This is a genomic window from Aeromonas enteropelogenes, assembly GCF_000819845.1.
Taxonomy (GTDB): Bacteria; Pseudomonadota; Gammaproteobacteria; order Enterobacterales; family Aeromonadaceae; genus Aeromonas; species Aeromonas enteropelogenes.
Genome location: NZ_CDCG01000004.1, coordinates 77,483 through 102,837, shown reverse-complemented (window position 1 = coordinate 102,837; position 25,355 = coordinate 77,483). Strand labels below are relative to the sequence as shown.

Here is a 25,355-nt window from a genome sequence, read left to right as displayed (position 1 = left end):
CAGTTCCCGATTAGATATCCAGTACTTGAGGTTGCTGAGCAGCATGAGCGTGCTCGGCGCCTGCGTAAACTTTCAGTTTACGGAACATGGCACGGCCCAGAGGACCTTTCGGCAGCATGCCTTTAACAGCAGCTTCGATTACCATTTCCGGTTTACGCTGAATCAGCTTGTCGAAGCTGATGGACTTGATACCACCCGGGAAACCGGAGTGAGCGTGGTACATTTTATCGGTAGTTTTGTTACCGGTTACACGTACCTTCTCGGCGTTTACAACGATGATGTAGTCACCGGTGTCAACGTGCGGAGTGTACTCAGCTTTGTGCTTACCACGCAGACGAGCAGCGATCTCGGTTGCGATACGACCCAGAGTTTTACCTTCTGCGTCCACAATGTACCAGTCACGTTTTACGGTTTCTGGCTTGGCAACGAAAGTTTTCATTAAGTTAAACCCAATTACCTGTTACAGACCCAATTGCTTATGGGGGCTCTCCCACAAACAACAAACGATGGCCTACCTGTACCCCTTCGAATACAAGTAAAGCTTAAAGTGTTGCTGTCTTATCGACAGCTGTAACGTGGGCCGGGCGATTATAAGTGAAGTTGCCTTAAATATCACCTGCTAATTTCACTGCCATGAAGCTAGCAAATGTCGCCCGGCCCTACCTGCCGCAGATGCCCATCCGACTGGCAGGCGCGGTATTGTGACTAAGGAAGGTGCACTCTTGCAAGGTATTCGTGCGATTGCATTTCCTGAAGCCGTGAAAGACAGCGTTGGAATTCGAAATTCAGCAGCCCTTCACCATAGAGATCCGCCATGGGCACAGCTGCCGAAATGATGAGCTTGACGTGCCGTTCATAGAATTCATCTACCATGGCGATGAAGCGGCGAGCCACGTCATCCGTGCCTGCTCCCATTGGCTGAACGTTGGCCAGCAAGACAGTGTGAAACAACCGGGCCAGTTCGATATAGTCGTTTTGGGAGCGGGGAGTACAGCAAAGTTGCTCGAACTCCATGTAAAGCACCCCTTCCCCCATCCCCAGCGACACCAGCTGGCGATGATTGATCTCAAGATCCCCCACCTGGGCCTCGTGGCCACCTGTTAACTGCTGGAAATAACGCTCAAGGTTTGATTTTGCTTGTAGATCCAGCGGACAGTGATAAATCTCGGCCTGCTCCAGGGTTCGCAAGCGATAGTCGATGCCGCCATCCACATTAAGTATCTCGCAATGACGCTCGATCAGCGCGATAGCGGGCAGAAAACGGGCTCGTTGCAATCCATTGCGATACAACTCTTGCGGGGGAATATTGGAGGTGGCAACCAACACGACGCCGCGGCCAAACAGTTCTTGAAACAGGGAGCCCAACAACATGGCGTCTGTAATGTCGGAGACGAAAAACTCGTCGAAACAGATGATATCCGTCTCGCTGGCGAGCTTGCTGGCAATGTGCTTGAGTGGATCAGTCTGGCCGTTCAATGCATTCAGTTCATCGTGGATGCGGTGCATGAAACGGTGAAAATGGCAACGCAGTTTGCGCTCACCCGGCAGGCTCTCGAAAAAAGTATCCATCAGCCAGGTCTTGCCTCTGCCGACACCGCCCCACATATAGATACCCTGGATGGGCTCGGGCTGTTTCGGCTTTTGCAGCCAACCGAACAGTCCGCCGGATCTGGTCGGAGTCGGGCGCCGCTGCAAATCCTGATACAGTCGCTCCAGCCTGCTGATCGCCATACGCTGGGCGGGGTCGGCCTGAAAACCCGGACGCAGCAGATCCTGCTGATATTTTTGCTGCGGTGTCATCCTTGATGTGCCTCTCCAAGTCCCTGAATAGAGGACAAAATGGTATCACGGCCTCGGGACGCACGGTATAGTGCCAACCAGGCATGGCGGTTTGTTCAACCGAATCAACACACTGTTTTAGCTGTAACAAGGAGCATCTATGAGTCTGTTAACTGGGATCCTGCTGGCTGTCGCGACCCTGATCATCGGTATCATCATCGGCCGTTTCTCGGTACGTAGCCGTGATGCCGGCCGTCTGGAACAGGAACTGAAGAAGGCCCACAAAGAGCTCGAAAGTTATCAGGGCCAAATCAATACCCACTTCGCCGACAGCGCGGCGCTGATGGAGCAACTGGCCGAGCAGTATCAGACCCTCTACCGCCACATGGCGGAGCAGAGCAAGTTCCTGGCCAAGGCTCAAGAACCCCTGTTCCGTGAGCCGCCGGTAGAAGAAGCGCAAACCAGCACCGAGACTGAACCCGGCATTCCTCCCCGTGACTATGCCGGGGCCTCTTCCGGTCTGCTCAAGCAAACAAGCTAGTTCCTCGCGGAACTAATCCGCCAGCCCTGTGGTCTGACCTTGACGATTGCAATGCAACTTTTTCTGGGAGCTGTTTTTCATATGCGTAAACCTCTTTCCATGCTCAGTGTGCTAGCCCTCAGTGTCGGTATCGCCATGTCTGCGGCCCCTGCACAGGCTGCAATGCCTTCCCTGTTCGAGTCTAACCAGGAGATGCCTAGCCTGGCACCGGTTCTTGAGCAGGTTACCCCTGCCGTGGTCAATATCTCCGTCTCCGGCAAGAAAGTGACCCGTCAGCGTCTGCCGGAACAGTTCCGTTTCTTCTTTGGCCCCAACATGCCTGACGAGCAAGTGAGCGAGCAGCCGTTCCAGGCGCTGGGCTCCGGCGTCATCATCAATGCCAAGAAAGGCTATGTCATCACCAATGCTCACGTGGTACACGAAGCGGACGAGATTAAGGTCAACTTGAAGGATGGCCGCGAGTACGCCGCCAAGAAGATTGGTGAAGACAAGCAGTCCGATATCGCTCTGCTGCAAATCAAGGCCGACGATTTGGTGCAGATCAAGTTTGCCGACTCCGACGAGCTGCGAGTCGGCGACTATGCGCTGGCCATCGGCAACCCATTTGGGCTGGGCCAGACAGTGACCTCGGGTATTGTCAGCGCCTTGGGCCGTAGCGGCCTCAACATCGAGAATCTGGAGAACTTCATCCAGACCGATGCAGCCATCAACTCTGGCAACTCGGGTGGCGCCCTGCTCAACCTGCGTGGCGAGCTTATCGGCATCAACACCGCCATCCTGGGCCCCAACGGTGGCAACATCGGCATCGGCTTTGCCATTCCGTCCAACATGGTGCGCAACCTCTCCGAGCAGATCATCAAATATGGTGAAGTGCGTCGTGGCCAGCTGGGGATCACCGGCACTGAGCTCACTTCGGAGATTGCCAAGACTTTCGGCTACAACAAGAAAGATGGTGCCTTCGTCAACCAGGTCATGCCTGACTCTGCCGCAGCCAAAGCTGGTATCAAGGCTGGCGACATCATCGTCAGCATCGATGGCAAAGCCATCCGTTCGTTTGGTGAGCTGCGCGCCAAGATCGCGACCATGGGTGCCGACAAGCAGGTTGCCCTCGGCCTTATCCGCGACGGAAAAGAGCAGACCGTCAAGGTTACCCTGAAGAAGGCAGATGATAGCGAGATCCTGGCCAGCGCCCTGCATCCGGCACTGGAAGGGGCCAAGCTGAGCACCACTACAGAGCCGGTTTCCGGCGTCGCCGTGGCCGATATCGACCCGCGCTCGCCTGCGGCGGCTTCGGGCTTGCAGAAAGGTGACATCATCATCGGCGTCAACCGCCTGCGGATCAACACGCTGGGCGAGTTGACCAAGGCACTCAAGAACAAACCTGACGTGCTGGCACTCAATATCCAGCGGGGTGACTCTTCACTCTATCTGGTGATCCGCTAACCCCTCCCCCACCCGCGACATTCGCCGCGGGTGATTTTTATCCACCGATGATGTTATTCTCTGCCCGCAGCCTGTACGGATGAGAATGACATGAAAATCCCTCCTTTAGTCAGTTACTTGGGCAAGTCCATCGGCTTCGGTTTGACCGTCGCGGCGCTGCTGCTTGTGTTGTTTCCCAATTTTCGTGGGGGTGCCCAGCTACCCGGTCTCATCACCAATGCCCGCGAGTTGAGCTTCTCCTACGCCGCCCATCGCGCCGGCCCTGCCGTCGTGAATATCTACACCCGCAGCTTTGCCGCCAATCAGGGGAATCAGGGGGAACTGCGCCCACAGGGGCTGGGCTCCGGCGTCATCATGACTTCCCGCGGTTACGTGCTGACCAATTATCACGTCATTGCCGATGCCGACCAGATCATCGTCGCACTGCAGGATGGCCGGGTGTTCAGCGCCGAGTTGGTCGGTACCGATCAGCTGACCGATCTCGCCGTACTCTATATCGAAGCGGACAATCTGCCGGTGATCCCGCAGGATCCTGAACGACAACCCGAAGTGGGTGATGTGGTGCTTGCCATCGGCAACCCCTACAACGTTGGCCAAACCATCACTCAAGGCATCATCAGCGCGACTGGGCGCGCCGGGCTCTCCAGCATGGGACCCGACAGCAATGGCCGCCAGGATCTGCTGCAGACCGATGCCGCCATCAATGAGGGCAACTCGGGCGGGGCTCTGGTCAATGGTCGTGGCGATCTGGTGGGGATCAACACCGCTACTTATCACCTCAACGGCAATCAGGAGACTTACGGCATCAGCTTCGCCATCCCCTACCGGCTTGCCAAGCGGATCATGGATGAGCTGATCGCCAATGGTCGGGTCATCCGTGGCTACCTCGGTGTCTCCAGCGTCGAGATCAACCCCATCGTCGCTCGCATGATGAACCTGGGTGATCTGCGCGGTCTGGTGGTGGAGAGCCTGGATCCCAACGGCCCGGCCAGCAAGGGAGGTCTGAAGCGGGGAGATGTACTGCTCAAGATCAACGGCGAGGCCATCAGCGGCGTTCGGGCTGCCATGGACAAGATTGTCGAGAGTCGCCCGGGCACCAAGCTCACCATCTCGGTATTTCGTGAGGGCAAACCGCTCGAAGTCGTGGTCACCATAGAAGAGGATCTGCGCTACCAGAAGCGGGCGGCACGCTAGGAAGCGCAGACGGCAGGAGATAGCGGAGTGGGAAGGATAGCGAATACCTGAGAAGATTAACTCTCCCGCAGGCATTCCCCTTATGCGTGGCGCCTCATACGCCAGAAGACAGCTCGCTTACTCTTCGTTGAAACCGGACGTAAACAACGCGACAACGGCAGCCAGGGCTTCCACCTCGTCGGGGCCCTCCACCTGAACTTCCACCTGGCGGCCCTGGGCAGAGTCCAGCATCAGCAAGCCAATCACACTGTCTGCATCAGCCTCCACACCGTCCTCATTGCGCAGCAGCACATGGGCATCAAAACCCTGTACCAGCTCGAACAGCATCATGGCTGGCCGAGCGTGGATACCCAGCTTGTTCTTCACTTCAACCGAGGCGGAAACTGTCATCAGGTCGTCCTATTGGGGTATCACGCTTGGGAACTGCTCTTGTCGAGGGTGCGGTGGCGAATTTGCACGTTCTTGCCGAGCTGCCGGAAGGAGTTGGCCAGGCGTTCGGCGATGAATACCGATCTGTGCTGGCCCCCGGTACAGCCGATGCCGACCGTGAGATAGCTGCGGTTATTGCGCTCCAGATGGGGGAGCCAGGTCACCAGCATGTGTTCGATCTGCTGGGTGAACAGCATCACGTCCGCCTGGGCCGAGAGGTAGCTGGTCACCGGCTCATCCTTGCCGGTAAAAGGTTTGAGCTCGGGGATCCAGTGCGGATTGGGCAGGAAGCGAGCGTCGAACACGAAATCGGCATCCTTGGGTATGCCATATTTGAAACCGAACGACTCGAACACCAGCACCAACTCGTTCTCTTTCTTGCCGAGCACCCGAGTCTTGATGAGCTCGCTCAAGTCGTGAATGCTGAGGCTGGTGGTATCGATGCGCAGATCGGCAGTTGAGGAGATCGGCGCCAGCAGATGGGTCTCTTCCCGGATCGCCTCGTCCAACGACAGTTTGTTGCGCGACAAGGGGTGCAGACGGCGGCTCTCGCCATATCGTTTGAGCAGCGTGGTGTTGTCGGCATCGAAGAAGAAGCTGGCAAACTCGACCCTGCCCTCGTTGCGCACCTGAGCCAGCAGATTCTCCAGTTTTTCCGAATCATTCGGCAAGTTGCGCACGTCTATGCTGACTGCCAGCTTGTCGTACTGGCTCTCGACCGAAACGATCAGCTGGGGCAACAGGTTGACCGGCAGGTTGTCCACACAGTAATAACCCAGATCTTCCAATACCCTCAGGGCTACGGTTTTACCGGAGCCCGAGCGTCCACTTACCACGATTAACTGCATCTTGTTCCCTCACGCCAAAACGGGTGTGTGATCCTGGCCTGTATATCAGGCTGAGGTCATGATCTGATAGAGCTCTTCATCGCTGGTTGCCTGGCGTAATTGGCGGCATACCGCCTTGTCACCCAGCTTGGAGGCCATCAGGGAAAGGGTCTTGAGATGCTGTTTGCACTCGCTTTCCGGTACCAGCAGAGCAAACAGCAGGTCAACCGGTTGATTGTCGATGGAGTCGAAAGGGATGGGATCGGCAAACGTCATCAGAATAGCGGTGGGCGGAAATTCATCGTCGATACGACCATGAGGGATCGCGATACCGGCACCGATCCCGGTACTGCCCATTTTTTCGCGGGCCAGCAAGCATTCAAACAGCGCCTGGCGTGAGGTACCCAGGCGCTCGGCGGCCAGCTCGCTGATGATTTCGAGGGCCCGTTTCTTGCTAGTACAAGGGACTGCACTCTTGGTGCAGTCCCGACTCAGTATGTGTTCAAGTTGCATGGTTATTTTTTATTTAACTTGTCTTTATGCTTGATGATCTGCCTGTCCAGCTTGTCGAGCAGGGTATCTATCGCGGCATACATATCGGCATGCTCGGAGTTGGCGAAGACCTCGCCGCCACTGACATGCAGTTTGGCTTCGGCGATCTGGTTCAGTTTTTCCACGCTCAGTACCACATGCACGTTGTTGATGTGGTCGAAGTGACGCTCGAGTTTGGCAAATTTGTTATTCACATAATCACGCAGAGCTTCGGTAATCTCGACATGGTGTCCGGTCAGGTTAATTTGCATAACGTCATCCTTTTGTTTTGCCTAAACCAGGCGTTTGCGCTGATTGGAAGGTGGGATAAACAGGGATTCGCGGTACTTAGCGATCGTGCGTCTAGCCACCATAATACCCTGTTCGGCCAGCAAATCCGCGATCTTGCTATCACTTAGCGGCTTGGCGGGGTTCTCCGCCGTCACCAGCTTCTTGATGAGCGCACGGATTGCGGTCGATGAGCACTCTCCTCCTCCTTCTGTATTCACATGGCTGGAGAAAAAAAACTTCAGTTCGAAAATACCGCGGGGGGTATGCATGTATTTCTGGGTTGTTACACGGGAGATGGTCGACTCGTGCATCTCCACCGCTTCGGCGATATCGTTGAGCACCATCGGCTTCATCGCCTCTTCACCATATTCGAAAAAGCCCTGTTGCTGCTCGACGATGCAGCTGGCCACTTTCAACAGGGTGTCGTTGCGGCTCTCAAGGCTCTTGATGAACCACTTGGCTTCCTGCAAGTGGGAGCGGATAAACTGGGTATCCGTGCTGCTACGGGCGTTCCGGGCCATAGCGGCATAGGTCTCGTTGACCCGGATGCGCGGGGATGAATCGGGATTGAGTTCCACCACCCAGCGATTCTGCCGTTTGACCACGGAAACGTCCGGGATCACGTACTGGGAGTCGCTCTGGATGATGCCGTTGCCCGGCCGCGGTTCCAACAGCTGGATCAGATCCAGCACCTCCTTGAGGTCGCTCTCCTTGAGCCGGGTCTTGCGGGCCAGGGTGCGGTAATCGCGGTTGCCAAGCAGATCCATGTGCTCCTGGATCACCTCCTTGGCCTCACTGATCCAGGGAGTCTCGGGGTCGTACTGTTCCAGCTGGATCAGCAGGCACTCCTGCACCGAACGGGCGGCAATACCCACGGGATCGAAGTGTTGCACCCGCTTGAGCACGACCTCGATTTCGTCGAGTTCGACTTCCACCTCGTCGCTGCTCACCGCCGTCTGGATATCCTCCAGCGACACTGTCAGATAACCGGATTCGTCGATGGCATCTATGATGGCAAGCGCGATGGCGGCATCCACATCGCTGAACGGGGTGAGGCGCATCTGCCACAACAGGTAGTCCTGCAGGTTCTCTGTGGTCTCCCCCTGGTAGACGGTGTCATCCCCATCATGGATGGGTCCGGCACTCTGGGCCGTCCCCGCGGAATAGACCTCGTCCCAGGTCGTATCCACCGGCAACTCGTCCGGCATCTGATCCTGGGCCATGGCATCGCTGGAATCCAGCTGGCTGGCATCGACCTGATCTTGCGGGGATGTCTCCTGCACCTCGCTCTCTTCCTGCTCCAGCAGGGGATTGTTTTCGAGCGCTTGCTGAATTTCCTGCTGAAGTTCCAGAGAGGAGAGCTGGAGCAGACGAATCGCTTGTTGTAATTGCGGCGTCATGGTCAGGGATTGACCGAGACGCAACTGTAATGTCGGCTTCATCTACGTCGGGATATCCTTATGTTCAGCGAGGCACGCGGCAAAGGAAATGAAGGCATGCCCCCTTACTATAGACTGAATTGATCGCCCAAATAGACGCGCTTGACCTGCTCATCGGCGAGGATATCAGCCGGCGCACCTTCAGCAATCATCTGGCCGTGGCTGACGATATAGGCCTTCTCACATACGTCCAGAGTCTCTCTGACGTTGTGGTCGGTAATCAAGACGCCCAGCCCCCTATCTTTCAGGTGCTGGATGATCTTCTTGATGTCTATCACAGAAATGGGATCCACACCGGCAAACGGCTCATCCAGCAGGATAAAGCGCGGCTCCGCCGCCAGGGCGCGGGCAATTTCGACCCGGCGCCGCTCGCCACCGGACAAACTCTGACCCAGGTTGTCGCGGATGTGGGTGATGTTGAACTCTTCCAGCAGCTGTTCGACCTTGTCTTCCCGCTCCTCGCGACTCAACCCCTTGCGAGTCTGCATGACTCCCATCAGGTTGTCGAACACCGAGAGACGGCGGAAAATCGAGGCTTCCTGCGGCAGATAGCCGATGCCGTTGCGGGCACGCACGTGCATGGGCTGCAGGCTGATATCCTGATCATCGATGGTGATGAGACCGGCATCACGCTGCACCAGGCCGACGATCATGTAAAACGAGGTCGTCTTGCCGGCGCCGTTGGGTCCGAGCAAGCCGACGATCTGGCCTGTGCCTACCTCCAGACTCACATCACTGACCACCATGCGGCGCTTGTAGCTCTTCTGCAGGCCCACTGCTTTCAATACTGCCATGGCTTATTTTCCCTGGGTCTGCTGATCGGCCGGCTTGTCGAAATTCTCTACCTGATCCGGCAGGAAGACGGTTTTGACCCGCTGGTTCGGTGTCTTGCTCTCGGCGATCATCTTCTGTTTAACGATGTCGTAGCGGATCAGGTCACCATTGACCTGACTATCTTCCTGCTTGAGCTGGCCATTGCCGGTGATGGTCACCAGGCGCTTCTTCAACTCGTAGCGAATGCTGTTGCCGTGGGCGTTGACCGGCTTGCCGTTGTCCAGGATCTGGAAGAAGGTAGCGGGCTTGCCATAAGCGGTCATCACCTCAGCCCCTTTCTCGCCGGAGCGGGTCACAACAACTTTGTCGGCCTTAATCTTGATAGTGCCCTGAGTGATGATCACATCCTGCTCGAAGGTGACGCGATTATCCTGCATCTCGGCGACCTGCTTGATGGCATCGACATAGACCTTCTCGGCAAAGTCGGACTCTTTGGCGGTCACAACACCGCAGAACAACAAGGCTGCGAGGGCCAGATTAACGTTTTTCATTGAAATAGATGGCATGACCTTGATCCAGTAACTCAAAATATTTGCGGTCCAGATGGCCTTTCAGGCCAACCCCTTCGGTCTGGAAATCCTGACCCAAAATCTTCACTTCCCGATTGCTGCGCACATCCTGGGTCACCAGGTCCAGCTCCAGATAGGGAGTATCGAGCGTGGAGATGAAGGAGGTGGGCAGCAGACCGTCCAGATGCACCTTGTCCCGCATGATCACGTTGTCATCGGTGTTGAGCACACCAGTGTCGGCCGTGACTTTCCATTCAGCCTCCCCCTTGTCATCGAACATGTAGACGACGGGCTTGTCGAATGTCGCCTGCTCGATGATCTGGTAGTACTCGGCATAGGCCGACTCCAACCGTTCGGTACGCTTGCCGTTCACATCGAAACGGGTGGTCACCAACTCTTTGGCGACAAAATCCGGCTGATAATGCTCGGTTTTTACCGTGCTCTCCGGCACCAGCTCCACCTTGCTCAACTGCCAGGCGACCAGGGCAACCAGAAACAACAGGGCAAACAACAGGGTCTGTCTGTTCATACCGATGCCTCAGGCTGGTAATCTCCGTGCCCCTGGGCCTGCAGGATCAGGTCGCATACCTCGCGCACCGCACCTGTGCCGCCAGCCAGGCGAGTCACCATGTCGGCCCGGCGCAAGACCAGAGGATGGGCATCGGCCACCGCAATACCAAGGCCACAAGCCTCCATCACCGGCAGATCTATGGTGTCATCGCCCATGTAGGCAGCCTGCGACGCATCTAGGCCCAGCTTGGCCAGCAATGCCTCGAAGTGGGGCAATTTCTTGTCCGCCCCCTGCACCACGTGATTCACTCCGAGACTCTTCATCCGATCACTGACGATGCGGGAGTTGCGCCCCGTGATGATGGCGATCTCGATCCCGGCGTTGAGCAGCGCCCGCATGCCTGCACCATCGCGGGTACAGAAGGTCTTCAGCTCCTCGCCGTTGTTACCCATATAGATAAGGCCATTGGAGAGTACCCCATCCACATCGCACACCAGCAGGCGGATTTGCGCCGCCTTGTCATACTGGCTGCGCGTCACCGGACCATAAAGGGTCGGTACGTTTTGCATCAAATTACTCCGGCTTTCAGCAGGTCGTGCATGTTGAAGGCACCCAGCGGGCGCTTGTCTCCATCCACCACCAGTAATCCGTTGATCTTTCTGGTTTCCATCAGTTTGACGGCTTCCGCCGCCATCATTTCCGGCCCTACGGTAACACAGTTGGCGGTCATCACGCGGCTGATCGGGGTGTGATGGATGTCCACCTGCTGATCGAGAATGCGGCGCAGGTCGCCATCGGTAAAGAGTCCCGCCAGCAGGCCATGCTGATCGACGACTGCCGTCATGCCAAGCCCTTTGCGGCTCACCTCCAGCAGTGCCTCGCTGATGGTGGCATCAATAGACACCAGGGGCAACAGGTCACCACTGTGCATCAGATCGCCGACCCGCAGCAACAGGCGCTTGCCCAGCGACCCGCCCGGGTGGGAGAGAGCAAAGTCATCGGCGGTGAAGCCGCGCGCCTCCAGCAGGGCTACCGCCAGCGCATCCCCCATCACCAGAGTTGCCGTGGTGCTCGACGTGGGCGCGAGTCCCAGCGGGCAGGCTTCTTTATCCACCTTGATGCACAGGTGCACATTGGCCTCCTTGGCCATGGTGGAAGCGGGGTTGCCGGTCATGCAGATGAGCGGTATGCCGCGGCGCTTGAGCACCGGCAGCAGGGCCAGGATCTCGTCGCTCTCGCCCGAGTTGGAGATAGCGATAATGAGATCGCCTGCGGAAATCATCCCCAGATCCCCATGGCTGGCTTCCCCCGGATGGAGGAAGAAGGCGGGAGTGCCGGTGCTGGCCAGGGTCGCGGCAATCTTGCTGCCGATATGGCCAGACTTGCCCATCCCTGTGACCACTATCTTGCCACCACAACGCAGCACCATCTCGCACGCCTTGTCGAAGGCGTCATTCAGATACTGGTAGAGCCCATCAATCGCTTGCTTTTCCGTGTCCAGCACCGCGCGGGCACTGCGACGAAAATCGAACAGGTCAGACACTTTCTCAGGCTTTACAGACATAAAGACACAGCTCCGGGCCGAAATTAGCTGCGGGATTATAAAAAAGTCTGTCCGGATAAGCGAATCGGATGGTGGATCCCCGGCTGGATGACGCACTTTGTTACACAAATTTGGCGTACAAACGGGCTGCCAGCCTGTTCAATAGTTGTTCCTTGATGTTGCTTAGACCTAGACTAGCCCATAAAATTCGCTCCTCATTTGCACCGGATGGACAATTGTTTGAACAATGACCTGATCACCATCTCCGACCTGACCTTCAGTCACGGAGATAGGCTGTTGTATGACGGGATCAACCTGACCATTCCCCGTGGCCAGGTCACCGCCGTCATGGGCCCGAGCGGCATCGGCAAGACCACCTTGCTGCGGCTGATCGGTGGCCAGCTCAAGCCCGAGTCCGGTCACATCCTGTTTGACGGGGAAGATATCCCCAGCCTCTCCCGTTCGCGCCTCTACGAGGTGCGCAAGCGGATGAGCATGCTGTTTCAGAGCGGCGCCCTGTTCACCGGCATGACGGTCTACGACAACGTGGCCTTCCCGCTGCGCGAGCACTCAGGCCTGCCGGAAGAACTGATCCACACCATCGTCATGATGAAGCTGCAGGCCGTGGGGCTGCGCGGGGCGGCGAAGCTGATGCCATCCGAGCTCTCCGGCGGCATGGCACGGCGCGCGGCGCTGGCACGGGCCATCGCGCTCGACCCCGACCTCATCATGTATGACGAACCCTTCGTCGGTCAGGATCCCATCACCATGGCGGTGCTGGTGAAGCTGATCAAGGAGTTGAACAATGCCCTCGGCATCACCTCCGTCATCGTCACCCACGATGTGAAGGAGGTGCTCGGCATCGCCGATTACGCCTACATCATTGCCAACCGCCAGGTGGTGGCCCACGGCACGCCGGCGCAACTGCGCGAGGAGCACAACCCCGAAGTCGAGCAGTTCCTGAAAGGATTGCCCGACGGTCCTGTTCCGTTTCATTTTCCGGCAGGCGACCTGCTACAGGATCTCTGATGTTGACAAGCCAAATAAGTAAGCTGGGACGACGCGGCGTACGTTTCATTACCGCCATCGGCCGGGCGACCATCATGCTGTTCCATGCGCTGGCGGGCAAACCCGAGCCGCGCAAGCACTTCCCGCTGCTGATCCAGCAACTTTATGTGGTCGGGGTGCAGTCGGTGGCCATCATTCTGGTGTCTGGTCTGTTCATCGGCATGGTGCTCTCCTTGCAGGGCTACAACGTACTGAAAGACTTCGGTGCCGAGCAGAGCCTGGGCCCTCTGGTCTCCCTCTCCCTGCTGCGGGAACTGGGTCCTGTGGTGACCGCCCTGCTGTTTGCCGGCCGCGCGGGTTCTGCCCTGACCGCGGAAATCGGCCTGATGAAGGCCACCGAACAACTCTCCAGCCTTGAGATGATGGCGGTAGACCCCCTGCGCCGGGTGGTGGCACCCCGCTTCTGGGCCGGGGTCATCAGCATGCCGCTGCTGGCCTTCATGTTCAGCCTGATCGGCATCTTTGGTGGCAAGCTGGTCGGCGTGGACTGGCTGGGAGTGGATGAAGGGGGCTTCTGGTCCGCCATGCAGGCCTCCGTCGACTGGCAGGATGACATCATGCAAGGTGCCATCAAGAGCCTGATCTTCGCCCTTGTGGTCACCTGGATTGCCCTTTTCAACGGTTATGATGCCAAGCCGACCTCGGCCGGGATCAGCCAGGCCACGACCCGCACCGTGGTTCACTCATCCCTGGCCGTGCTCGGTCTGGATTTTATACTCACCGCAGTCATGTTTGGATAAGGTAAAGATGAAGTTCAGCAAAGTAGAATTCTTGGTCGGCCTCTTCATGCTGGCTGGCATCGGTGCCATTCTGGCACTGGCTCTGCAAGTGGCCGGTTTGAGCTTCAAACCGGAGGGAGAAACCTATACCCTGCACGCGCATTTCGATAATATCGGCGGCCTGAAAGTACGCTCTCCGGTCAAGGTCGGTGGCGTGGTGGTCGGTCGGGTGAGCGACATTACACTCGACCCGCAAACCCAGGTTCCCGAAATCACCCTGCAGATGCAAAAGAGTGCAGGCGAGTTTTCCGAAACCAGCTCTCTCTCCATCCTCACCTCCGGCCTGCTCGGCGAGCAGTACATAGGTCTGACCCCGGGCTTCACCGATGAGGATATGGGCACCGGCATGCTCAAGGATGGTGACATGATTGAAGACACCAAATCCGCCATCGTGCTGGAAGATCTGATTGGCAAGTTCCTCTACAGCCAATCCTCCGATAGCAAATCAGACAGCAAGTAAGGAGTAACCATGTTCAAGAAGATCGCCCTGCTGCTGGGCCTGATGACCAGCATGCTCTTTTCCCTCTCCGCCCAGGCCGCGGTGGACGCCACCGATCCCAATGCGCTGGTCGACATGGCCGCCAAGCAGACCTTCGCTCGTCTGAAGGCCGATCAGGCACAGATCAAAAGCAACCCTGACCACCTGCGCGTCATCATCCGCGAGGAGCTGCTGCCCTACGTGGATAACCGCTTCGCCGCCTACAAGGTGCTTGGCAACCAGATCAAGCAGACCACCCCGGCCCAGCGCGACGCCTTCGTCGAGGTCTTCACCGAGTACATGGTGAGCTCCTACGCCGATGCCCTGGCCCACTTCGACAAGCAGACCGTCAAGGTCGAGCCGGGCAAGGCACCCAACGGCAACATCACTGCCGTCAACGTCAGCGTGAAAGAGGCCGGCAAGCCGGATATCTTCCTCGAGTTCAAGCTGCGCAAGAACAACAAGACCGGCGAATGGAAAGCCTTCGACATGGTCGCCGAGGGGATCAGCCTGCTCTCCGCCAAACAGAGCGAGCTAGGTGGCCTCATTCGCCAGGACGGCATCGATGCAGTGATCGCCCAGCTGCGCGAGCACAACGCCAAGCCGCTGGTGATCAAGTCATGATCTTCAGGGGCGAGCTGCAGGCGCCACAGGTCAATGACCTGTGGCAACGCCGCGCCGACTGGTGGCAGGATGACAAGCTGGAGCTGAGCCAGGTCACCACCCTGGACTCCGCCGGCCTGGCCCTGCTGGTCAAATGGGCCAAAGCCGCCCTGGCACGAGGCGCCACACCGCAACTGGTGGGCGCCTCCACTGATTTCTATACCCTGGCCAACCTCTACGGGGTGGCCAGTCTGTTTCAATCAACCCCGCTCACAACTGAGGACGCATAATGCAAGTCTCTGAAATTGAAGCGATACTCCTTGAGGCTCTGCCATTGTCCGAAGTCCATGTCAAAGGGGATGGCAGCCACTACCAGGTGATTGCCGTCGGCGACATGTTTGACGGTATGAGCCGAGTCAAGAAACAGCAGGCCATCTATGCCCCGCTGATGGACAAGATCGCCAGCAACGCCATTCACGCCCTCTCCATCAAGGCCTTTACCGAAGCCGAGTGGAAGCGCGAACGTAAATTCCTATTGCCCTCCTGATTTGGTAACGAAGTAACCATGGACAAATTCAAGATCACCGGCCCCTGCACCCTCTCCGGTGAAGTGACCATCTCCGGCGCCAAAAACGCCGCCCTGCCGATCCTGTTCGCCACCCTGCTGTGCGACGAAGAGGTTCAGCTCTCCAACGTACCGCGTCTCAAAGACGTGGGCACCACCATCAAGCTGCTGGAGATGCTGGGCGCGACCACCAAGGTGAACGGCAACGTCACCGTGCTGGCCGGTGCCGTGAACAACCACGTGGCCCCGTACGAGCTGGTCAAAACCATGCGCGCCTCCATCCTGGCCCTGGGCCCGCTGGCTGCCCGCTACGGCGCGGCCGACGTCTCCCTGCCCGGTGGCTGCGCCATCGGTGCCCGCCCGGTCAACCTGCATGTGCACGGCCTGGAGCTGATGGGTGCCAAGATCGCCATCGAGGATGGCTACATCAAGGCCCGCGTCGACGGTCGTCTGAAAGGTGCCCACATCCTGATGGACATGGTCTCCGTCACCGGTACCGAGAACCTGATGATGGCCGCAACCCTGGCTGACGGTCGCACCGTGATCGAAAACGCCGCGCGCGAGCCGGAAGTGGTCGATCTGGCCAACTTCCTCAATACCCTGGGCGCCAAGATCCAAGGGGCGGGCACCGACACCCTGGTCATCGATGGCGTCGAGCGTCTGCACGGTGGCAGCTACAGCGTGCAGCCTGACCGCATCGAGACCGGAACCTTCCTGGTGGGCGCAGCCGTGACCGGCGGCAAGATCACCTGCCGCAAGACAGACCCGACCCTGCTGGAAGCAGTACTGGTCAAGCTGGAAGAGGCCGGCGCCCTGATTGAGAAGGGTGAAGACTGGATCACCTTGGACATGACAGGTCGCACCCTCAAGCCTGTCACTATCAAGACTGCCCCCTACCCGGCGTTCCCGACCGACATGCAGGCCCAGTTCACCGTGCTGAACGCGGTAGCTCAGGGTACCGGCATGGTCACCGAGACCATCTTCGAGAACCGCTTCATGCACGTACCCGAGCTGGTACGGATGGGTGCCGACATCGAACTGCAGGGCAACGTCGCCATCTGCCGCGACGCCCAGCAGCTCAAGGGTGCCCAGGTGATGGCCACCGATCTGCGCGCCTCCGCCAGCCTGGTGCTGGCCGGCTTCGTGGCCGAAGGGGCCACCATTGTCGATCGCATCTACCACATCGACCGTGGCTACGAAGACATCGAGCAGAAGCTGCAAGGCCTGGGCGGTTGCATCGAGCGCATCAAGGGCTGATTGCCACCCCTTGATCACGGCTGATAAAAAGGCCCCCTCGCCAACGCGAGGGGGCCTTTTTCATGCCGGCTGATCGGTTCGAACGGGCGGAGGATTAATGCCCCGCCAGCTTCATGTTCTCGACCAGCACTGAGCCGGTCTTGAGGCTGGAGCGTTCATCCTCGTCGCAACCCACCGCCACTATGTGGCTGAACATATCAGCCAAATTGCCGGCGATGGTGATCTCCTCAACCGGATAGGCGATTTCTCCATTTTCAACCCAGAAACCGGCGGCGCCGCGGGAGTAGTCACCATTGACGATGTTGACCCCCTGCCCCATCAGCTCGGTCACCAGCAGGCCGGTGCCCATCTCCTTGAGCATCCCCTGGAAATCCTGACCGGTATTGGATACCTGCCAGTTGTGGATGCCGCCGGCATGGCCCGTGGTGGTGAGCCCCAGCTTGCGGGCAGAGTAGGAGGTGAGCAGCCAGCTCATCAGCTCGCCGTTGCGCACTATATCCATGTCGCGGGTGAGCACCCCTTCCCCGTCAAACGGGGTACTGGCCAGGCCGCCCGGCAGGTGGGGGAACTCCTGGATGGTGAGCCACTTGGGCAGGATCTGCTTGCCCAACTTATCGAGCAGGAAGCTCGACTTGCGGTAAAGATTGCCACCGCTGATGGCCATCACCAGGTGGCCCCACAGCCCGGCCGCCGTATCGGGATGAAACAGCACGGGAGCATGGCGGGTGGCGATCTTGCGGGCGCCGAGACGAGATAGGGTGCGCTCCACCGCCTCGTCGGCGATGCGCTGCGGGCTCCACAGCCCCTCGAGGGTACGGCTGGAGGAGTAGCCGTAATCCCGCTGCATGTCGCCATCCTGCTCGCCGATCAGCACGCAGCTCAGGGAGTTGCGCGACGCCGCATAGCCTTTGACGAAGCCGTGACTGTTGCCATAGACCTTGATGCCGAGGTGGCTGGAGAAGCCGGCACCATCGGAGTGCTTGATGCGCGCATCGCGCCCCAGCGCCAGCCGCTCGCACTCGATGGCCAGTTCGATGCCATGCTGGGGATCGAGGGCCACCGGATGGCACAGCTGCAGATCCGGGGCATCCCAGGCCAGCAGTTCGGCGGGCGCCAAGCCGGCACAGTCGTCGGGAGAGGTGTGACGGGCAATTTCCATCGCCGCCTCGACGGCGGCACGAATGGCCGGCTTGCTCAGGTCCGTGGTCGAGGAGGACCCCTTGCAACCGTCGCGATAGACGGCGATGCCCAGTGCCCCATCCTTGTTGAATTCGATGCTTTCCAGTTCACAGCCCCGGGTGTTCACCGACAGCCCGGTCTGCTTGCTGATGGAGACTTCGGCCAGCGAGGCGCCCAGTCCTTTGGCTATCTCCAGGGCCTCGGCAACCACGGCCTCGAGATGGGCTTGATCCTGGCGGATTTGGTCTTGCTGATCCATAACTCACATCTGTATGAAGGAAGGAAAGGGGCTAAGCATATCAGACCCCTGCGCCCAGCGGGAGAAGCTGGTAACATATCCGCCAAACGTGAAAGACAGGAATCAAGAGACCGATGAGTCACTATCAAGACGACAACGATTGGGAAGACTGGGGCCCCAGCAAGAGCCAGCTCAAGCGCGACGCCGAGGCCTTGCAGAAGATGGGTGAGGAGATCGTCTCCCTCAGCCATAGCGAGCTGGAGAAGATCCCGCTGGATGAAGAGCTGGCCGAGGCTGTCGAGCTGGGCCGCAAACTCAAGCCGAAGAAGGATGAATCCTTCCGCCGCCATCTGCAGTTCATCGGCCGCCTGATGCGCAGCCGGGATGTGGAACCCATCGCCGAAGCGCTCTCCATCATCAAGAACCGTCACTCCACCGTGAATGCTCGCCTGCACCGTCTGGAGCAGTGGCGGGAACGGCTGATCAGCGAAGGGGACAGCGCCCTCAACGAACTGATGGCCCAGTTCCACGAGCTGGACCGCCAGAAACTGCGCCAGCTGATCCGCAACGCCAACAAGGAGCGGGAGCTGAACAAACCGCCGGTGGCCTTCCGCGAGATTTACCAGTATCTGCGCGGCGAAATCGAAGATCTGCTGTGATCCCCGCAACACGCCTCCCCTGCGGAGGCGTGTTTGTCATTGCCCCCTTAACATCCCCTTTTTCTCTGCGTTTAATATATCCACCACAGACTCTACTTGGCAAGCTACCCATACGCACTAAACACCCATATAAAGGGGCTCTCAAGCGATACCATTTTTATTTTGTTAACAATATTGCATCATTTTGTTTGACATATTGAACGGCATTGGCAGACTGGAAAGAAGATCCCGGCTGTTGCTGTCCGCTCCGATCGACGATGCTGACCCCATGCAACACGGGATTGCGAGATCATGCCTTCGGCATGCCTTTGCCAAACATGGAGTTGCAAGGGCTTGCCCAAGGCACAGGACGAGACTTCACCGCCAAGGATAGCCAAGGTGCCCTATGCCCAATCCCACAACCTTTAGCAATCGCAAACCTGTCGTGCTGATGACCATGGGCGCCCAGCCCCGTAACGGTCACGCCTATCAGGTTATGACCCACAAATACATTGCCCCGCTGGTGGAGATCAGCGGTTGCGTCCCGCTGCTGGTGCCCACCTGTTGCGGCACCGCCGATCTGGAGCAGTATCTGGATCTGGCCGACGGGGTATACCTGAGCGGGGCTGGCTCCAACATAGATCCGGCGCTCTACGGTCAGGAGAACCTCACCCCGGAGAAGCAGCAGGATCGGGAGCGTGACCTGTTCGATCTGCCACTGATCAAGGCCGCGCTTCGGCGGGGGCTGCCGATCCTCGGGATCTGTCGCGGCATGCAGGAGATCAACGTGGCACTGGGGGGGAATATTCATCAGAAGGTGTACTGCGAGCCTGGCTACGACGATCACCGGGAAGATGCCGACGATCCGGTCGATGAGCAGTATGGCGAGAGCCACCCCATCAATCTGGTGCCAGGCAGCTGGTTTGCCCAACTGATGGGGGAGGAAAGCATCCCGGTCAACTCGCTCCATGGCCAGGGGATCGACCGGCTGGGTGAAGGTCTGGAGCCGCTGGCTCACGCGGAAGACGGGTTGATAGAGGCAATCCACGCCCCGACAATTTCCCCCTTCCTGTTGGCGGTGCAGTGGCATCCGGAGTGGAAGGCCAGCGAAAACCCCCACTCCATCAAGATATTCCAGGCTTTTGGCGATGCCTGCCGCCAACGCAGCGCTCGCCTCGCAGCCTAAGGAGAGTTACTCGTCGAAACCACGCGCCTTGAGCTTGGGCAGCGCGCCCCGCTGAAGGCGCATTTCGCGGCAGCTATCCAGCCCCTTCAGCCCGCGCTGGATGTAGTCCGGAGAGTGGCCAAATACCATGCCGTTGCTGCGATAGAGCTTGTTGTCGTCGAGCTCGAATCGCTCGCCGCCGATCAGCAACTGCTCCCGGCCATTGACGACGTCCCCCCGTTTGAGCGGCAGCGCCATGTCGCTCAACACCTCGCCGGTGGCGCACCCTTCACGCCAGTGCACCTCGTTGGAAAAGGGCGTGATGGCGATCTCGCGCCAGGAACCGTCCCTGAACTCGACCCTGTATCTGTCCACCAGCAAATCACAACCCGCCAATGGCCATACCGCCATCAAGCAGATGATTTTCTTTGATAATTGCACAAGATTGCACTCCATTGACTTGTTCGGCACAGCATAAATAAATTGCCCCGCCGCTGCACCATTTACCCTCACAACTCCAACTATGCTGGATGTAAATAGTCACAAGGGGCTGTTATGTCTGGCGATAATCTCATCATGCTGCCGACCCTGATCTGGATCCTGGAACACCCGTTCTGGATCCTGCTCACCCTGTCACTCCTGCTGATCCACTTCTGGCGCAACCCGGGGCAACGGCGAGAGAAACTCTCCGAACTCGGGTTCGTGATCATCAGCCTGGTCATCATACTGCTGATCCAGCTGGAGGGAGGCTGGTTTCGCCTGCCACTGCCCCGCCACTGGCTGATCGAGATCTCCACCCTGCTGGCAGGTCTGGTGCTGGTCAAACTCTGGGGGATCCTGCTGTTCGAGCTGCTGCTCCCCCTCTGCCATGTGAAGATCCCGCGCATCATTGCCGACATCGTCATCACCATCGGCTACATCGGCTGGGGGCTGTTCAGGCTCTATGCCTCCGGCATGGCGCTGGGAGAGATAGTCACCACCTCGGCGGTGATCACCGCCGTCATCGCCTTTGCCATGCAGGACACATTGGGCAACCTGCTGGCCGGCGTCTCGATTCAGCTCGACAACTCCATCGCCATCGGTGACTGGTTGCAAGTGGACACCATCCAGGGCCGGGTGGTGGAGATCAACTGGCGCGCCACCACCATAGAGACCCGCAACTGGGAAACCGTGGTGATCCCCAACAGTCATCTGCTCAAGCAGCGCTTTACCGTGCTCGGGCGCCGGCGCGGCCAGCCCCTGCAACTACGGCGCTGGGTCTGGTTCGATCTCACCCTGGATACCCTGCCGACCCAGATCATTGCACTGATCGAGAAGGCATTACGGGAAACCAAGCTGCCCTGCGTCGCCAAATCACCGCCCCCCGACTGCCTGCTGATGAACGTGGAAGGGGGAATAGCCCGCTATGCAGTGCGCTACTGGCTGACCGATCTGGCTCGCGACGATCCGACCGACTCCATGGTGCGCAGCCTGGTCGATGCAGCCCTGCGTCGCAACGATCGCCGCCTCACGCCCCCCATCTTCAACGTCTTCATGAGCAAGGAGAAACAGCATCAAGATGCGCGCCACAAGCGGCATACCGCCGAGCGCACCGCCACCCTGCGCAAGCTGCCGCTGTTTGCCATGCTGCAGGAGGAGGAGCTGGCCCAGCTGGCGGATCAGGTGAAGTTCGCCCCCTTCGTGAGCGGCGACATCATGCTGGAGCAGGGGGAGATCTCGGGCTGGCTGTTTGTGCTGGTGCGAGGCGAGGCCGAGATGCTGGTCCATCTGGAAGGGCGGGAGCTGCGGCTCGGCGCCCTGCAGGCTGGGGACTTCTTCGGCGAGCTGAGCATGCTCACCGGCGAGCCCAGCTCGTTTACCGTGCGCGCCCTGGGGGCCGTCGAAACCTACCGCATCAATCAGGCCATGTTCCAGGCACTGGTGCTGCAGCGCGAATCCCTGGTCGAGCCGCTCTACCAGGTCTTGAGTGAGCGCCAGCAAGAGCAGCAGGCCTTGCTGGCACGGGAGGCAGAGTCAATGAAACAGCTGACCCCGCCGCGCGACCTGCTGGACAAGCTGATGACCCTGTTCAGGGGCCGCTAGCCGCAAACCAGCCCTCTTTTGGAACCGAGCCCCGCATATGGCGGGGCTCATGATCCGCATCAGAGCAGCAGCTCGCCCAGCTCATCCAGGGTCGCCAGCTCCACATCCGGCAATAGCTTCAACTGCCGCCAGGGCTGCTGCCGCTCGTTGAGCCAGGCGGCGCGAAAACCGTGCAGGCGCGCCCCCAGCACATCGGTCTCAGGGTGATCCCCGACGTGCAGTATCTGCTCGGGAGCAAGGCCGAGGTTCTCCTGTACCTGCCTGAACATGTCCGGCGCCGGCTTCATCCTCGCGCCCTCCCCGGCCTTGCAGACCAGACTGAAGTAATCGGCCAGCCCGGCCTGCGCCAGGTCCAGATTGCCATTGGTGATGACCGCCAACGGATAACGCTCCGCCAGACGGGCCAGCAGGGCATGGGTCGATGCGCTCACCTCGATCCGCGAGCGCTCGGCGAGAAAAGCAGCAAAGACCCGGGTCGCCTCTTCTGAGGCTTGAGATTCCGCCATCCCCCCCGCCATCATGGCTTCGCGAATGCAGTGTTCACGGGCCAGGCTGACGTCGTGGCGCAGCTCGGGAGATACGAGCAGCACCTCGCGCTTGAGTGCCTGCCAGCGCGCTTGGTCGAGCATGGCGGTGGCCAGGTATTCACTGCGCAAGTGAGCCAGCATCCACTGTTCGGCCCGCTCGATGGCGGGACCGTTGTCATAGAGGGTATCGTCGAGATCGAACGAGATGGCAGCAACCGGCTGCCAGCGGCGATAAAAATGCATGCACACTCCTCAATCAGGGCCGGTGTGGACTCACGCCCTGCCGGCTGGCCAGGCGGCAAGAGGCGCCCGGCAACACGTCATTCATCATCCCCTGACCCGGACTCACGTTTGGCCCTGGGATGGGCACTGTCATAGACCTTGGCCAGATGCTGGAAGTCGAGGTGGGTGTAGATCTGGGTGGTGGAGAGATCGGCGTGCCCCAGCAGCTCCTGCACCGCCCGCAGATCGCCGGATGACTCCAGCATGTGGGTGGCGAAGCTGTGACGCAGCTTGTGGGGATGGACATGGGCATTGAGCGCCTGCTTGTTGCCCCAGCCATCGAGCCGCTCCTGCACCGAGCGGGCCGACAGTCGCTGCTTGCGCCTGGAGACGAACAGCGCCTCGGCCTCGTCGCCAGCCAGCAGGGGACGCATCTTGAGCCATTTGTGCAGCCACTCCACCGCCATCCGCCCCATGGGCAGCACCCGCTCCCGCGATCCCTTGCCGGTCACCCTGAGCTGGCGCTCGTCAAGCTTCACATCCGCCAGATTGAGCCCCACCAGCTCGGCAAGGCGCAGGCCGGAGGAGTACATCAGCTCCATGATGGCGCGATCCCTCACCGCCAGTGGGTCCTGCTCGTCAGTGATGTTGAGCAGCTGATACATCTCGTCCACGTCCAGGTTCTTGGGCAGCGGCCTTCCCTGCTTGGGGGTCACTATGCCGCGAGCCGGGTTGGCGACGAGTCGTCCCTGGCGCACCTGCCAGTCGCAGAAGCTGCGCAGGGCGGAGACCTTGGTGGCAAGCGATCGGGGCGCAAGACCGGCCTTGTGCATCCGGGTCACCAGGCTGCGCACCTGGCTGGCCTCAAGCCGACACCAGTCATCAAGCCCCAGTTTCACCAGCTCGACCGTCATGGCCTCCAGATGGGCCTGGTAGTTGCTTCGGGTGTGAGGGCTGAGCTGGCGCTCGACCCTCAGGTATTCGATAAAGGCCGCCAGTTCCTCCGCCAGCGCGGGAGGCAGTGGCTCGCTAGTGGAAACAGGCCCCTTAGCCATGCGCCAGCTCGGGCAGCCGCAGCTGCAACAGGCGGCCCAGCTGGCCCAGCAGCAGAGTATCGTTATGGGGAGTGAAGTGGCTGGGATCCGAGCTGGCGAAGGCCAGCACGCCGAGATCGCCGAGCCGCATCAGGGCCACCGAGTTGACCAGCACGTCGTGGCCAAACAGCGTCTGTTTCTCGCTCTGGCTCAGACGGCCGAAGTAGTAATCCTGCCCCGGCAGGCGCTGCCCCAGCAGCTGCTCCAGCTGTTTGCCCTCGGCCAGAAAACGCGCCTCCGGGCCACTCAGGAGGAACTTCTTGGGATTGAGCCAGAGGCGCAACCCGGTCAGGCGCAGGCGCTGCACGAATGTCTTACCCATTACGGCGCTCATTTCAAACAGGGTCTGACAACCATAGAGGTCGCCATACAGATCGGCATAAATCCGGAAGATCCGCTCATTTTCGCTGGCGATCCCCATCAGTTCAGTGATCTCCTGCTCCAATTGCTCGATCCGCTCGCGCTGCCGGTCAAGCTGGCGCTCCACCAGCGAGACCGAGCCCTTGCGCTCGTGGGGAATGCGGATCCGGTCCAGCACGGTGGCGTGACGTTGGAAAAACTCGGGGTAACGGGCCAGGTACTCCAGCACACAGGCTTCGTCCACCAGTGGCTCCTGCCGTTTGAGTTCACTCATAAATTGTTCGATCCATTGCAAAACAGGGCCTCTGGCCCCGATATCATGGGCAAAGGGGGACATAGCCCCCACATCCCAACCGCATCTGCCAGAAACTGGCAACTGCCTACACCTCTATCTGACCGTCAAACACATGCTCGGCCGGCCCCGTCATATAGACAGGCTGACCCGGCCCCTTCCAGGCGATGGTCAGCTTGCCCCCCGGCAGGGTAACGGTGACCCTCTCCTTGAGCTTGCCCTGGCTCATGCCAATCACCGCCGCCGCACAGGCGCCGGTGCCGCAGGCGAGGGTCTCCCCCACGCCACGCTCGAATACCCGAAGCTTGATCTCGGTGGCGTCGACCATCTCCATGAAGCCGACGTTGACCCGCTCGGGGAAACGCTCGTGCCGCTCCATAATGGCTCCCAGGGTCGTCACCGGCGCATCGGCCACCGAGGGCACCTCGATGACGCAGTGGGGGTTGCCCATGGAGACGGCGCCGCACATCACTGTGTGTTCCTGTGCCCGCAGCAGATAAGTCTTCTCCGCCTTCTGGGCACGAAACGGGATCTTGCCCGGCTCGAACTGGGGTACCCCCATGTTGACCGTGACCTGGTTCTCCCCCTCCAGTTGCAGCACGATGCGGCCACGGGCCGTACTCACCGCGATGCGATCCCGGTTGATCAATCCCTTGAGACGCACGAAACGGGCAAAACAGCGGGCGCCATTGCCACACTGCTCCACCTCGCTGCCATCGGCATTGAAGATGCGATAGTGAAAGTCAAGTTCAGGGTCATAGGGCGGCTCCACCAGCAGCAGCTGGTCAAATCCGATCCCGAAGTGGCGATCCGCCAGCTTCTTGATGACGTCATTGCTGAAAAACACCTTCTGGGTGACGCCGTCCACCACCATGAAGTCGTTACCCAAGCCATGCATCTTGGAAAAATCTATCAACATCGTGCATTCCTGTGCCGT

31 protein-coding genes are annotated in these 25,355 nt (G+C 59.2%); 13 read left to right on the top strand and 18 right to left on the bottom strand.

Annotation, left to right across the window (positions count from 1 at the left end):
- Positions 1 to 10: 10 nt before the first annotated feature.
- Complete coding sequence (rplM, locus tag BN1123_RS01725) at positions 11 to 439, bottom strand: 50S ribosomal protein L13 (RefSeq protein ID WP_026456103.1); 429 nt, start codon at positions 437 to 439, stop codon at positions 11 to 13.
- A gap of 266 nt (positions 440 to 705) precedes the next feature.
- A complete protein-coding gene (gene zapE / locus BN1123_RS01720; RefSeq protein ID WP_042025047.1) occupies positions 706 to 1,800 on the bottom strand; it encodes a cell division protein ZapE in 1,095 nt (364 codons plus the stop codon).
- Between the two features lie 139 nt (positions 1,801 to 1,939).
- Between zapE and BN1123_RS01715 the strand changes: the two genes are divergently transcribed.
- The 3 genes from BN1123_RS01715 (at position 1,940) to degS (ending at position 4,957) form a co-directional block, all read left to right on the top strand.
- Positions 1,940 to 2,320: a Z-ring associated ZapG family protein gene (locus BN1123_RS01715; protein WP_042025046.1), complete on the top strand. Its 381-nt coding sequence runs from the start codon at positions 1,940 to 1,942 to the stop codon at positions 2,318 to 2,320.
- An 81-nt stretch (positions 2,321 to 2,401) separates the two neighbouring features.
- Positions 2,402 to 3,763 carry a Do family serine endopeptidase gene (locus tag BN1123_RS01710; protein ID WP_042025045.1) on the top strand — a complete coding sequence of 454 codons (1,362 nt, stop codon included), beginning with the start codon at positions 2,402 to 2,404 and terminating at the stop codon, positions 3,761 to 3,763.
- Between the two features lie 90 nt (positions 3,764 to 3,853).
- Positions 3,854 to 4,957 carry an outer membrane-stress sensor serine endopeptidase DegS gene (degS, locus tag BN1123_RS01705; RefSeq protein WP_042025044.1) on the top strand — a complete coding sequence of 368 codons (1,104 nt, stop codon included), beginning with the start codon at positions 3,854 to 3,856 and terminating at the stop codon, positions 4,955 to 4,957.
- Positions 4,958 to 5,074: 117 nt separating this feature from the next.
- On the opposite strand, the gene npr is transcribed toward degS, so the two are convergent.
- The 10 genes from npr to BN1123_RS01655 form a co-directional block, all read right to left on the bottom strand.
- On the bottom strand, positions 5,075 to 5,347 hold the full coding sequence (gene npr / locus BN1123_RS01700) for a PTS phosphocarrier protein NPr (RefSeq protein ID WP_026456107.1): 273 nt from the start codon (positions 5,345 to 5,347) through the stop codon (positions 5,075 to 5,077).
- A gap of 20 nt (positions 5,348 to 5,367) precedes the next feature.
- Positions 5,368 to 6,234, bottom strand: coding sequence for an RNase adapter RapZ (gene rapZ / locus BN1123_RS01695; RefSeq protein WP_042025043.1), 867 nt, complete (start codon positions 6,232 to 6,234; stop codon positions 5,368 to 5,370).
- Between the two features lie 45 nt (positions 6,235 to 6,279).
- Positions 6,280 to 6,726, bottom strand: coding sequence for a PTS IIA-like nitrogen regulatory protein PtsN (ptsN, locus tag BN1123_RS01690; protein WP_005336322.1), 447 nt, complete (start codon positions 6,724 to 6,726; stop codon positions 6,280 to 6,282).
- A gap of 2 nt (positions 6,727 to 6,728) precedes the next feature.
- Positions 6,729 to 7,016, bottom strand: a complete 288-nt coding sequence (hpf, locus tag BN1123_RS01685; RefSeq protein ID WP_005336323.1) for a ribosome hibernation promoting factor — start codon at positions 7,014 to 7,016, stop codon at positions 6,729 to 6,731.
- 21 nt (positions 7,017 to 7,037) lie between these two features.
- Complete coding sequence (locus BN1123_RS01680) at positions 7,038 to 8,477, bottom strand: RNA polymerase factor sigma-54 (RefSeq protein ID WP_042025042.1); 1,440 nt, start codon at positions 8,475 to 8,477, stop codon at positions 7,038 to 7,040.
- Positions 8,478 to 8,542: 65 nt separating this feature from the next.
- Positions 8,543 to 9,268 (bottom strand): LPS export ABC transporter ATP-binding protein, encoded by a 726-nt coding sequence (lptB, locus tag BN1123_RS01675; protein ID WP_026456111.1) that lies wholly within the window; start codon positions 9,266 to 9,268, stop codon positions 8,543 to 8,545.
- Positions 9,269 to 9,271: 3 nt separating this feature from the next.
- Positions 9,272 to 9,799: a lipopolysaccharide transport periplasmic protein LptA gene (gene lptA, locus BN1123_RS01670; RefSeq protein WP_026456112.1), complete on the bottom strand. Its 528-nt coding sequence runs from the start codon at positions 9,797 to 9,799 to the stop codon at positions 9,272 to 9,274.
- On the bottom strand, positions 9,786 to 10,346 hold the full coding sequence (lptC, locus tag BN1123_RS01665; RefSeq protein WP_026456113.1) for an LPS export ABC transporter periplasmic protein LptC: 561 nt from the start codon (positions 10,344 to 10,346) through the stop codon (positions 9,786 to 9,788). The genes lptA and lptC overlap by 14 nt, the downstream gene beginning before the upstream one ends.
- A complete protein-coding gene (gene kdsC, locus BN1123_RS01660; protein ID WP_026456114.1) occupies positions 10,343 to 10,897 on the bottom strand; it encodes a 3-deoxy-manno-octulosonate-8-phosphatase KdsC in 555 nt (184 codons plus the stop codon). Before kdsC ends, lptC begins: the two co-directional genes overlap by 4 nt.
- On the bottom strand, positions 10,897 to 11,892 hold the full coding sequence (locus BN1123_RS01655; protein ID WP_042025040.1) for a KpsF/GutQ family sugar-phosphate isomerase: 996 nt from the start codon (positions 11,890 to 11,892) through the stop codon (positions 10,897 to 10,899). The genes kdsC and BN1123_RS01655 overlap by 1 nt, the downstream gene beginning before the upstream one ends.
- 207 nt (positions 11,893 to 12,099) lie before the next feature.
- Here BN1123_RS01655 and mlaF point away from each other — a divergent pair, with 207 nt between their 5' ends.
- The 7 genes from mlaF to murA are packed head-to-tail and all read left to right on the top strand — an operon-like array spanning position 12,100 to position 16,621.
- Positions 12,100 to 12,900, top strand: coding sequence for a phospholipid ABC transporter ATP-binding protein MlaF (gene mlaF, locus BN1123_RS01650; protein WP_026456358.1), 801 nt, complete (start codon positions 12,100 to 12,102; stop codon positions 12,898 to 12,900).
- Positions 12,900 to 13,679, top strand: coding sequence for a lipid asymmetry maintenance ABC transporter permease subunit MlaE (gene mlaE / locus BN1123_RS01645; RefSeq protein WP_042025039.1), 780 nt, complete (start codon positions 12,900 to 12,902; stop codon positions 13,677 to 13,679). Before mlaF ends, mlaE begins: the two co-directional genes overlap by 1 nt.
- A gap of 7 nt (positions 13,680 to 13,686) precedes the next feature.
- The gene (gene mlaD, locus BN1123_RS01640; protein WP_026456359.1) at positions 13,687 to 14,178 is read left to right on the top strand and encodes an outer membrane lipid asymmetry maintenance protein MlaD; all 492 of its coding nucleotides are present in this window, start codon (positions 13,687 to 13,689) and stop codon (positions 14,176 to 14,178) included.
- A gap of 9 nt (positions 14,179 to 14,187) precedes the next feature.
- Positions 14,188 to 14,820 carry a phospholipid-binding protein MlaC gene (gene mlaC, locus BN1123_RS01635; RefSeq protein WP_026456360.1) on the top strand — a complete coding sequence of 211 codons (633 nt, stop codon included), beginning with the start codon at positions 14,188 to 14,190 and terminating at the stop codon, positions 14,818 to 14,820.
- Entirely contained in the window at positions 14,817 to 15,089 is a 273-nt protein-coding gene (locus BN1123_RS01630) for an STAS domain-containing protein (RefSeq protein WP_026456361.1), read from the top strand. Before mlaC ends, BN1123_RS01630 begins: the two co-directional genes overlap by 4 nt.
- Positions 15,089 to 15,346 (top strand): BolA family iron metabolism protein IbaG, encoded by a 258-nt coding sequence (gene ibaG / locus BN1123_RS01625; protein ID WP_026456362.1) that lies wholly within the window; start codon positions 15,089 to 15,091, stop codon positions 15,344 to 15,346. Before BN1123_RS01630 ends, ibaG begins: the two co-directional genes overlap by 1 nt.
- Positions 15,347 to 15,364: 18 nt before the next feature.
- Complete coding sequence (gene murA / locus BN1123_RS01620; protein WP_042025037.1) at positions 15,365 to 16,621, top strand: UDP-N-acetylglucosamine 1-carboxyvinyltransferase; 1,257 nt, start codon at positions 15,365 to 15,367, stop codon at positions 16,619 to 16,621.
- Between the two features lie 94 nt (positions 16,622 to 16,715).
- Here murA and pmbA read toward each other — a convergent pair whose 3' ends face one another.
- A complete protein-coding gene (pmbA, locus tag BN1123_RS01615; protein ID WP_042025036.1) occupies positions 16,716 to 18,059 on the bottom strand; it encodes a metalloprotease PmbA in 1,344 nt (447 codons plus the stop codon).
- Between the two features lie 113 nt (positions 18,060 to 18,172).
- Here pmbA and yjgA point away from each other — a divergent pair, with 113 nt between their 5' ends.
- Both yjgA and BN1123_RS01605 read left to right on the top strand, forming a co-directional pair.
- The gene (gene yjgA / locus BN1123_RS01610) at positions 18,173 to 18,697 is read left to right on the top strand and encodes a ribosome biogenesis factor YjgA (RefSeq protein ID WP_042025035.1); all 525 of its coding nucleotides are present in this window, start codon (positions 18,173 to 18,175) and stop codon (positions 18,695 to 18,697) included.
- A gap of 385 nt (positions 18,698 to 19,082) precedes the next feature.
- A complete protein-coding gene (locus BN1123_RS01605) occupies positions 19,083 to 19,862 on the top strand; it encodes a gamma-glutamyl-gamma-aminobutyrate hydrolase family protein (protein ID WP_042025034.1) in 780 nt (259 codons plus the stop codon).
- Between the two features lie 6 nt (positions 19,863 to 19,868).
- Here BN1123_RS01605 and BN1123_RS01600 read toward each other — a convergent pair whose 3' ends face one another.
- On the bottom strand, positions 19,869 to 20,297 hold the full coding sequence (locus BN1123_RS01600) for a hypothetical protein (protein WP_042025033.1): 429 nt from the start codon (positions 20,295 to 20,297) through the stop codon (positions 19,869 to 19,871).
- Between the two features lie 99 nt (positions 20,298 to 20,396).
- Here BN1123_RS01600 and BN1123_RS01595 point away from each other — a divergent pair, with 99 nt between their 5' ends.
- Positions 20,397 to 21,923 (top strand): mechanosensitive ion channel family protein, encoded by a 1,527-nt coding sequence (locus tag BN1123_RS01595; protein ID WP_042025032.1) that lies wholly within the window; start codon positions 20,397 to 20,399, stop codon positions 21,921 to 21,923.
- Positions 21,924 to 21,982: 59 nt separating this feature from the next.
- On the opposite strand, the gene BN1123_RS01590 is transcribed toward BN1123_RS01595, so the two are convergent.
- The 4 genes from BN1123_RS01590 to dapF all read right to left on the bottom strand — a co-directional run bounded on the left by BN1123_RS01590 (position 21,983) and on the right by dapF (position 25,337).
- Complete coding sequence (locus tag BN1123_RS01590) at positions 21,983 to 22,693, bottom strand: HAD-IA family hydrolase (protein WP_042025031.1); 711 nt, start codon at positions 22,691 to 22,693, stop codon at positions 21,983 to 21,985.
- Positions 22,694 to 22,770: 77 nt separating this feature from the next.
- Positions 22,771 to 23,727: a tyrosine recombinase XerC gene (xerC, locus tag BN1123_RS01585; protein WP_042025030.1), complete on the bottom strand. Its 957-nt coding sequence runs from the start codon at positions 23,725 to 23,727 to the stop codon at positions 22,771 to 22,773.
- The gene (locus BN1123_RS01580; protein WP_042025028.1) at positions 23,720 to 24,400 is read right to left on the bottom strand and encodes a DUF484 family protein; all 681 of its coding nucleotides are present in this window, start codon (positions 24,398 to 24,400) and stop codon (positions 23,720 to 23,722) included. Before BN1123_RS01580 ends, xerC begins: the two co-directional genes overlap by 8 nt.
- A 106-nt stretch (positions 24,401 to 24,506) precedes the next feature.
- Complete coding sequence (gene dapF, locus BN1123_RS01575; protein ID WP_026457066.1) at positions 24,507 to 25,337, bottom strand: diaminopimelate epimerase; 831 nt, start codon at positions 25,335 to 25,337, stop codon at positions 24,507 to 24,509.
- Positions 25,338 to 25,355 lie beyond the last annotated feature (18 nt).

Coding starts and splice junctions, on each gene's coding strand:
- kdsC (WP_026456114.1), bottom strand. CDS start 10,897: ATGCAAAACGTACCGACCCTTTATGGTCCGGTGACGCGCAGCCAGTAT.
- BN1123_RS01600 (WP_042025033.1), bottom strand. CDS start 20,297: ATGGAGTGCAATCTTGTGCAATTATCAAAGAAAATCATCTGCTTGATG.
- lptC (WP_026456113.1), bottom strand. CDS start 10,346: ATGAACAGACAGACCCTGTTGTTTGCCCTGTTGTTTCTGGTTGCCCTG.
- BN1123_RS01715 (WP_042025046.1), top strand. CDS start 1,940: ATGAGTCTGTTAACTGGGATCCTGCTGGCTGTCGCGACCCTGATCATC.
- BN1123_RS01595 (WP_042025032.1), top strand. CDS start 20,397: ATGTCTGGCGATAATCTCATCATGCTGCCGACCCTGATCTGGATCCTG.
- yjgA (WP_042025035.1), top strand. CDS start 18,173: ATGAGTCACTATCAAGACGACAACGATTGGGAAGACTGGGGCCCCAGC.
- murA (WP_042025037.1), top strand. CDS start 15,365: ATGGACAAATTCAAGATCACCGGCCCCTGCACCCTCTCCGGTGAAGTG.
- mlaF (WP_026456358.1), top strand. CDS start 12,100: ATGGACAATTGTTTGAACAATGACCTGATCACCATCTCCGACCTGACC.
- npr (WP_026456107.1), bottom strand. CDS start 5,347: ATGACAGTTTCCGCCTCGGTTGAAGTGAAGAACAAGCTGGGTATCCAC.
- BN1123_RS01655 (WP_042025040.1), bottom strand. CDS start 11,892: ATGTCTGTAAAGCCTGAGAAAGTGTCTGACCTGTTCGATTTTCGTCGC.
- BN1123_RS01710 (WP_042025045.1), top strand. CDS start 2,402: ATGCGTAAACCTCTTTCCATGCTCAGTGTGCTAGCCCTCAGTGTCGGT.
- rplM (WP_026456103.1), bottom strand. CDS start 439: ATGAAAACTTTCGTTGCCAAGCCAGAAACCGTAAAACGTGACTGGTAC.
- lptA (WP_026456112.1), bottom strand. CDS start 9,799: ATGAAAAACGTTAATCTGGCCCTCGCAGCCTTGTTGTTCTGCGGTGTT.
- mlaE (WP_042025039.1), top strand. CDS start 12,900: ATGTTGACAAGCCAAATAAGTAAGCTGGGACGACGCGGCGTACGTTTC.
- ptsN (WP_005336322.1), bottom strand. CDS start 6,726: ATGCAACTTGAACACATACTGAGTCGGGACTGCACCAAGAGTGCAGTC.
- degS (WP_042025044.1), top strand. CDS start 3,854: ATGAAAATCCCTCCTTTAGTCAGTTACTTGGGCAAGTCCATCGGCTTC.
- rapZ (WP_042025043.1), bottom strand. CDS start 6,234: ATGCAGTTAATCGTGGTAAGTGGACGCTCGGGCTCCGGTAAAACCGTA.
- hpf (WP_005336323.1), bottom strand. CDS start 7,016: ATGCAAATTAACCTGACCGGACACCATGTCGAGATTACCGAAGCTCTG.
- BN1123_RS01630 (WP_026456361.1), top strand. CDS start 14,817: ATGATCTTCAGGGGCGAGCTGCAGGCGCCACAGGTCAATGACCTGTGG.
- BN1123_RS01580 (WP_042025028.1), bottom strand. CDS start 24,400: ATGAGTGAACTCAAACGGCAGGAGCCACTGGTGGACGAAGCCTGTGTG.
- BN1123_RS01590 (WP_042025031.1), bottom strand. CDS start 22,693: ATGCATTTTTATCGCCGCTGGCAGCCGGTTGCTGCCATCTCGTTCGAT.
- dapF (WP_026457066.1), bottom strand. CDS start 25,337: ATGTTGATAGATTTTTCCAAGATGCATGGCTTGGGTAACGACTTCATG.
- lptB (WP_026456111.1), bottom strand. CDS start 9,268: ATGGCAGTATTGAAAGCAGTGGGCCTGCAGAAGAGCTACAAGCGCCGC.
- zapE (WP_042025047.1), bottom strand. CDS start 1,800: ATGACACCGCAGCAAAAATATCAGCAGGATCTGCTGCGTCCGGGTTTT.
- BN1123_RS01605 (WP_042025034.1), top strand. CDS start 19,083: ATGCCCAATCCCACAACCTTTAGCAATCGCAAACCTGTCGTGCTGATG.
- mlaC (WP_026456360.1), top strand. CDS start 14,188: ATGTTCAAGAAGATCGCCCTGCTGCTGGGCCTGATGACCAGCATGCTC.
- ibaG (WP_026456362.1), top strand. CDS start 15,089: ATGCAAGTCTCTGAAATTGAAGCGATACTCCTTGAGGCTCTGCCATTG.
- mlaD (WP_026456359.1), top strand. CDS start 13,687: ATGAAGTTCAGCAAAGTAGAATTCTTGGTCGGCCTCTTCATGCTGGCT.
- xerC (WP_042025030.1), bottom strand. CDS start 23,727: ATGGCTAAGGGGCCTGTTTCCACTAGCGAGCCACTGCCTCCCGCGCTG.
- pmbA (WP_042025036.1), bottom strand. CDS start 18,059: ATGGATCAGCAAGACCAAATCCGCCAGGATCAAGCCCATCTCGAGGCC.
- BN1123_RS01680 (WP_042025042.1), bottom strand. CDS start 8,477: ATGAAGCCGACATTACAGTTGCGTCTCGGTCAATCCCTGACCATGACG.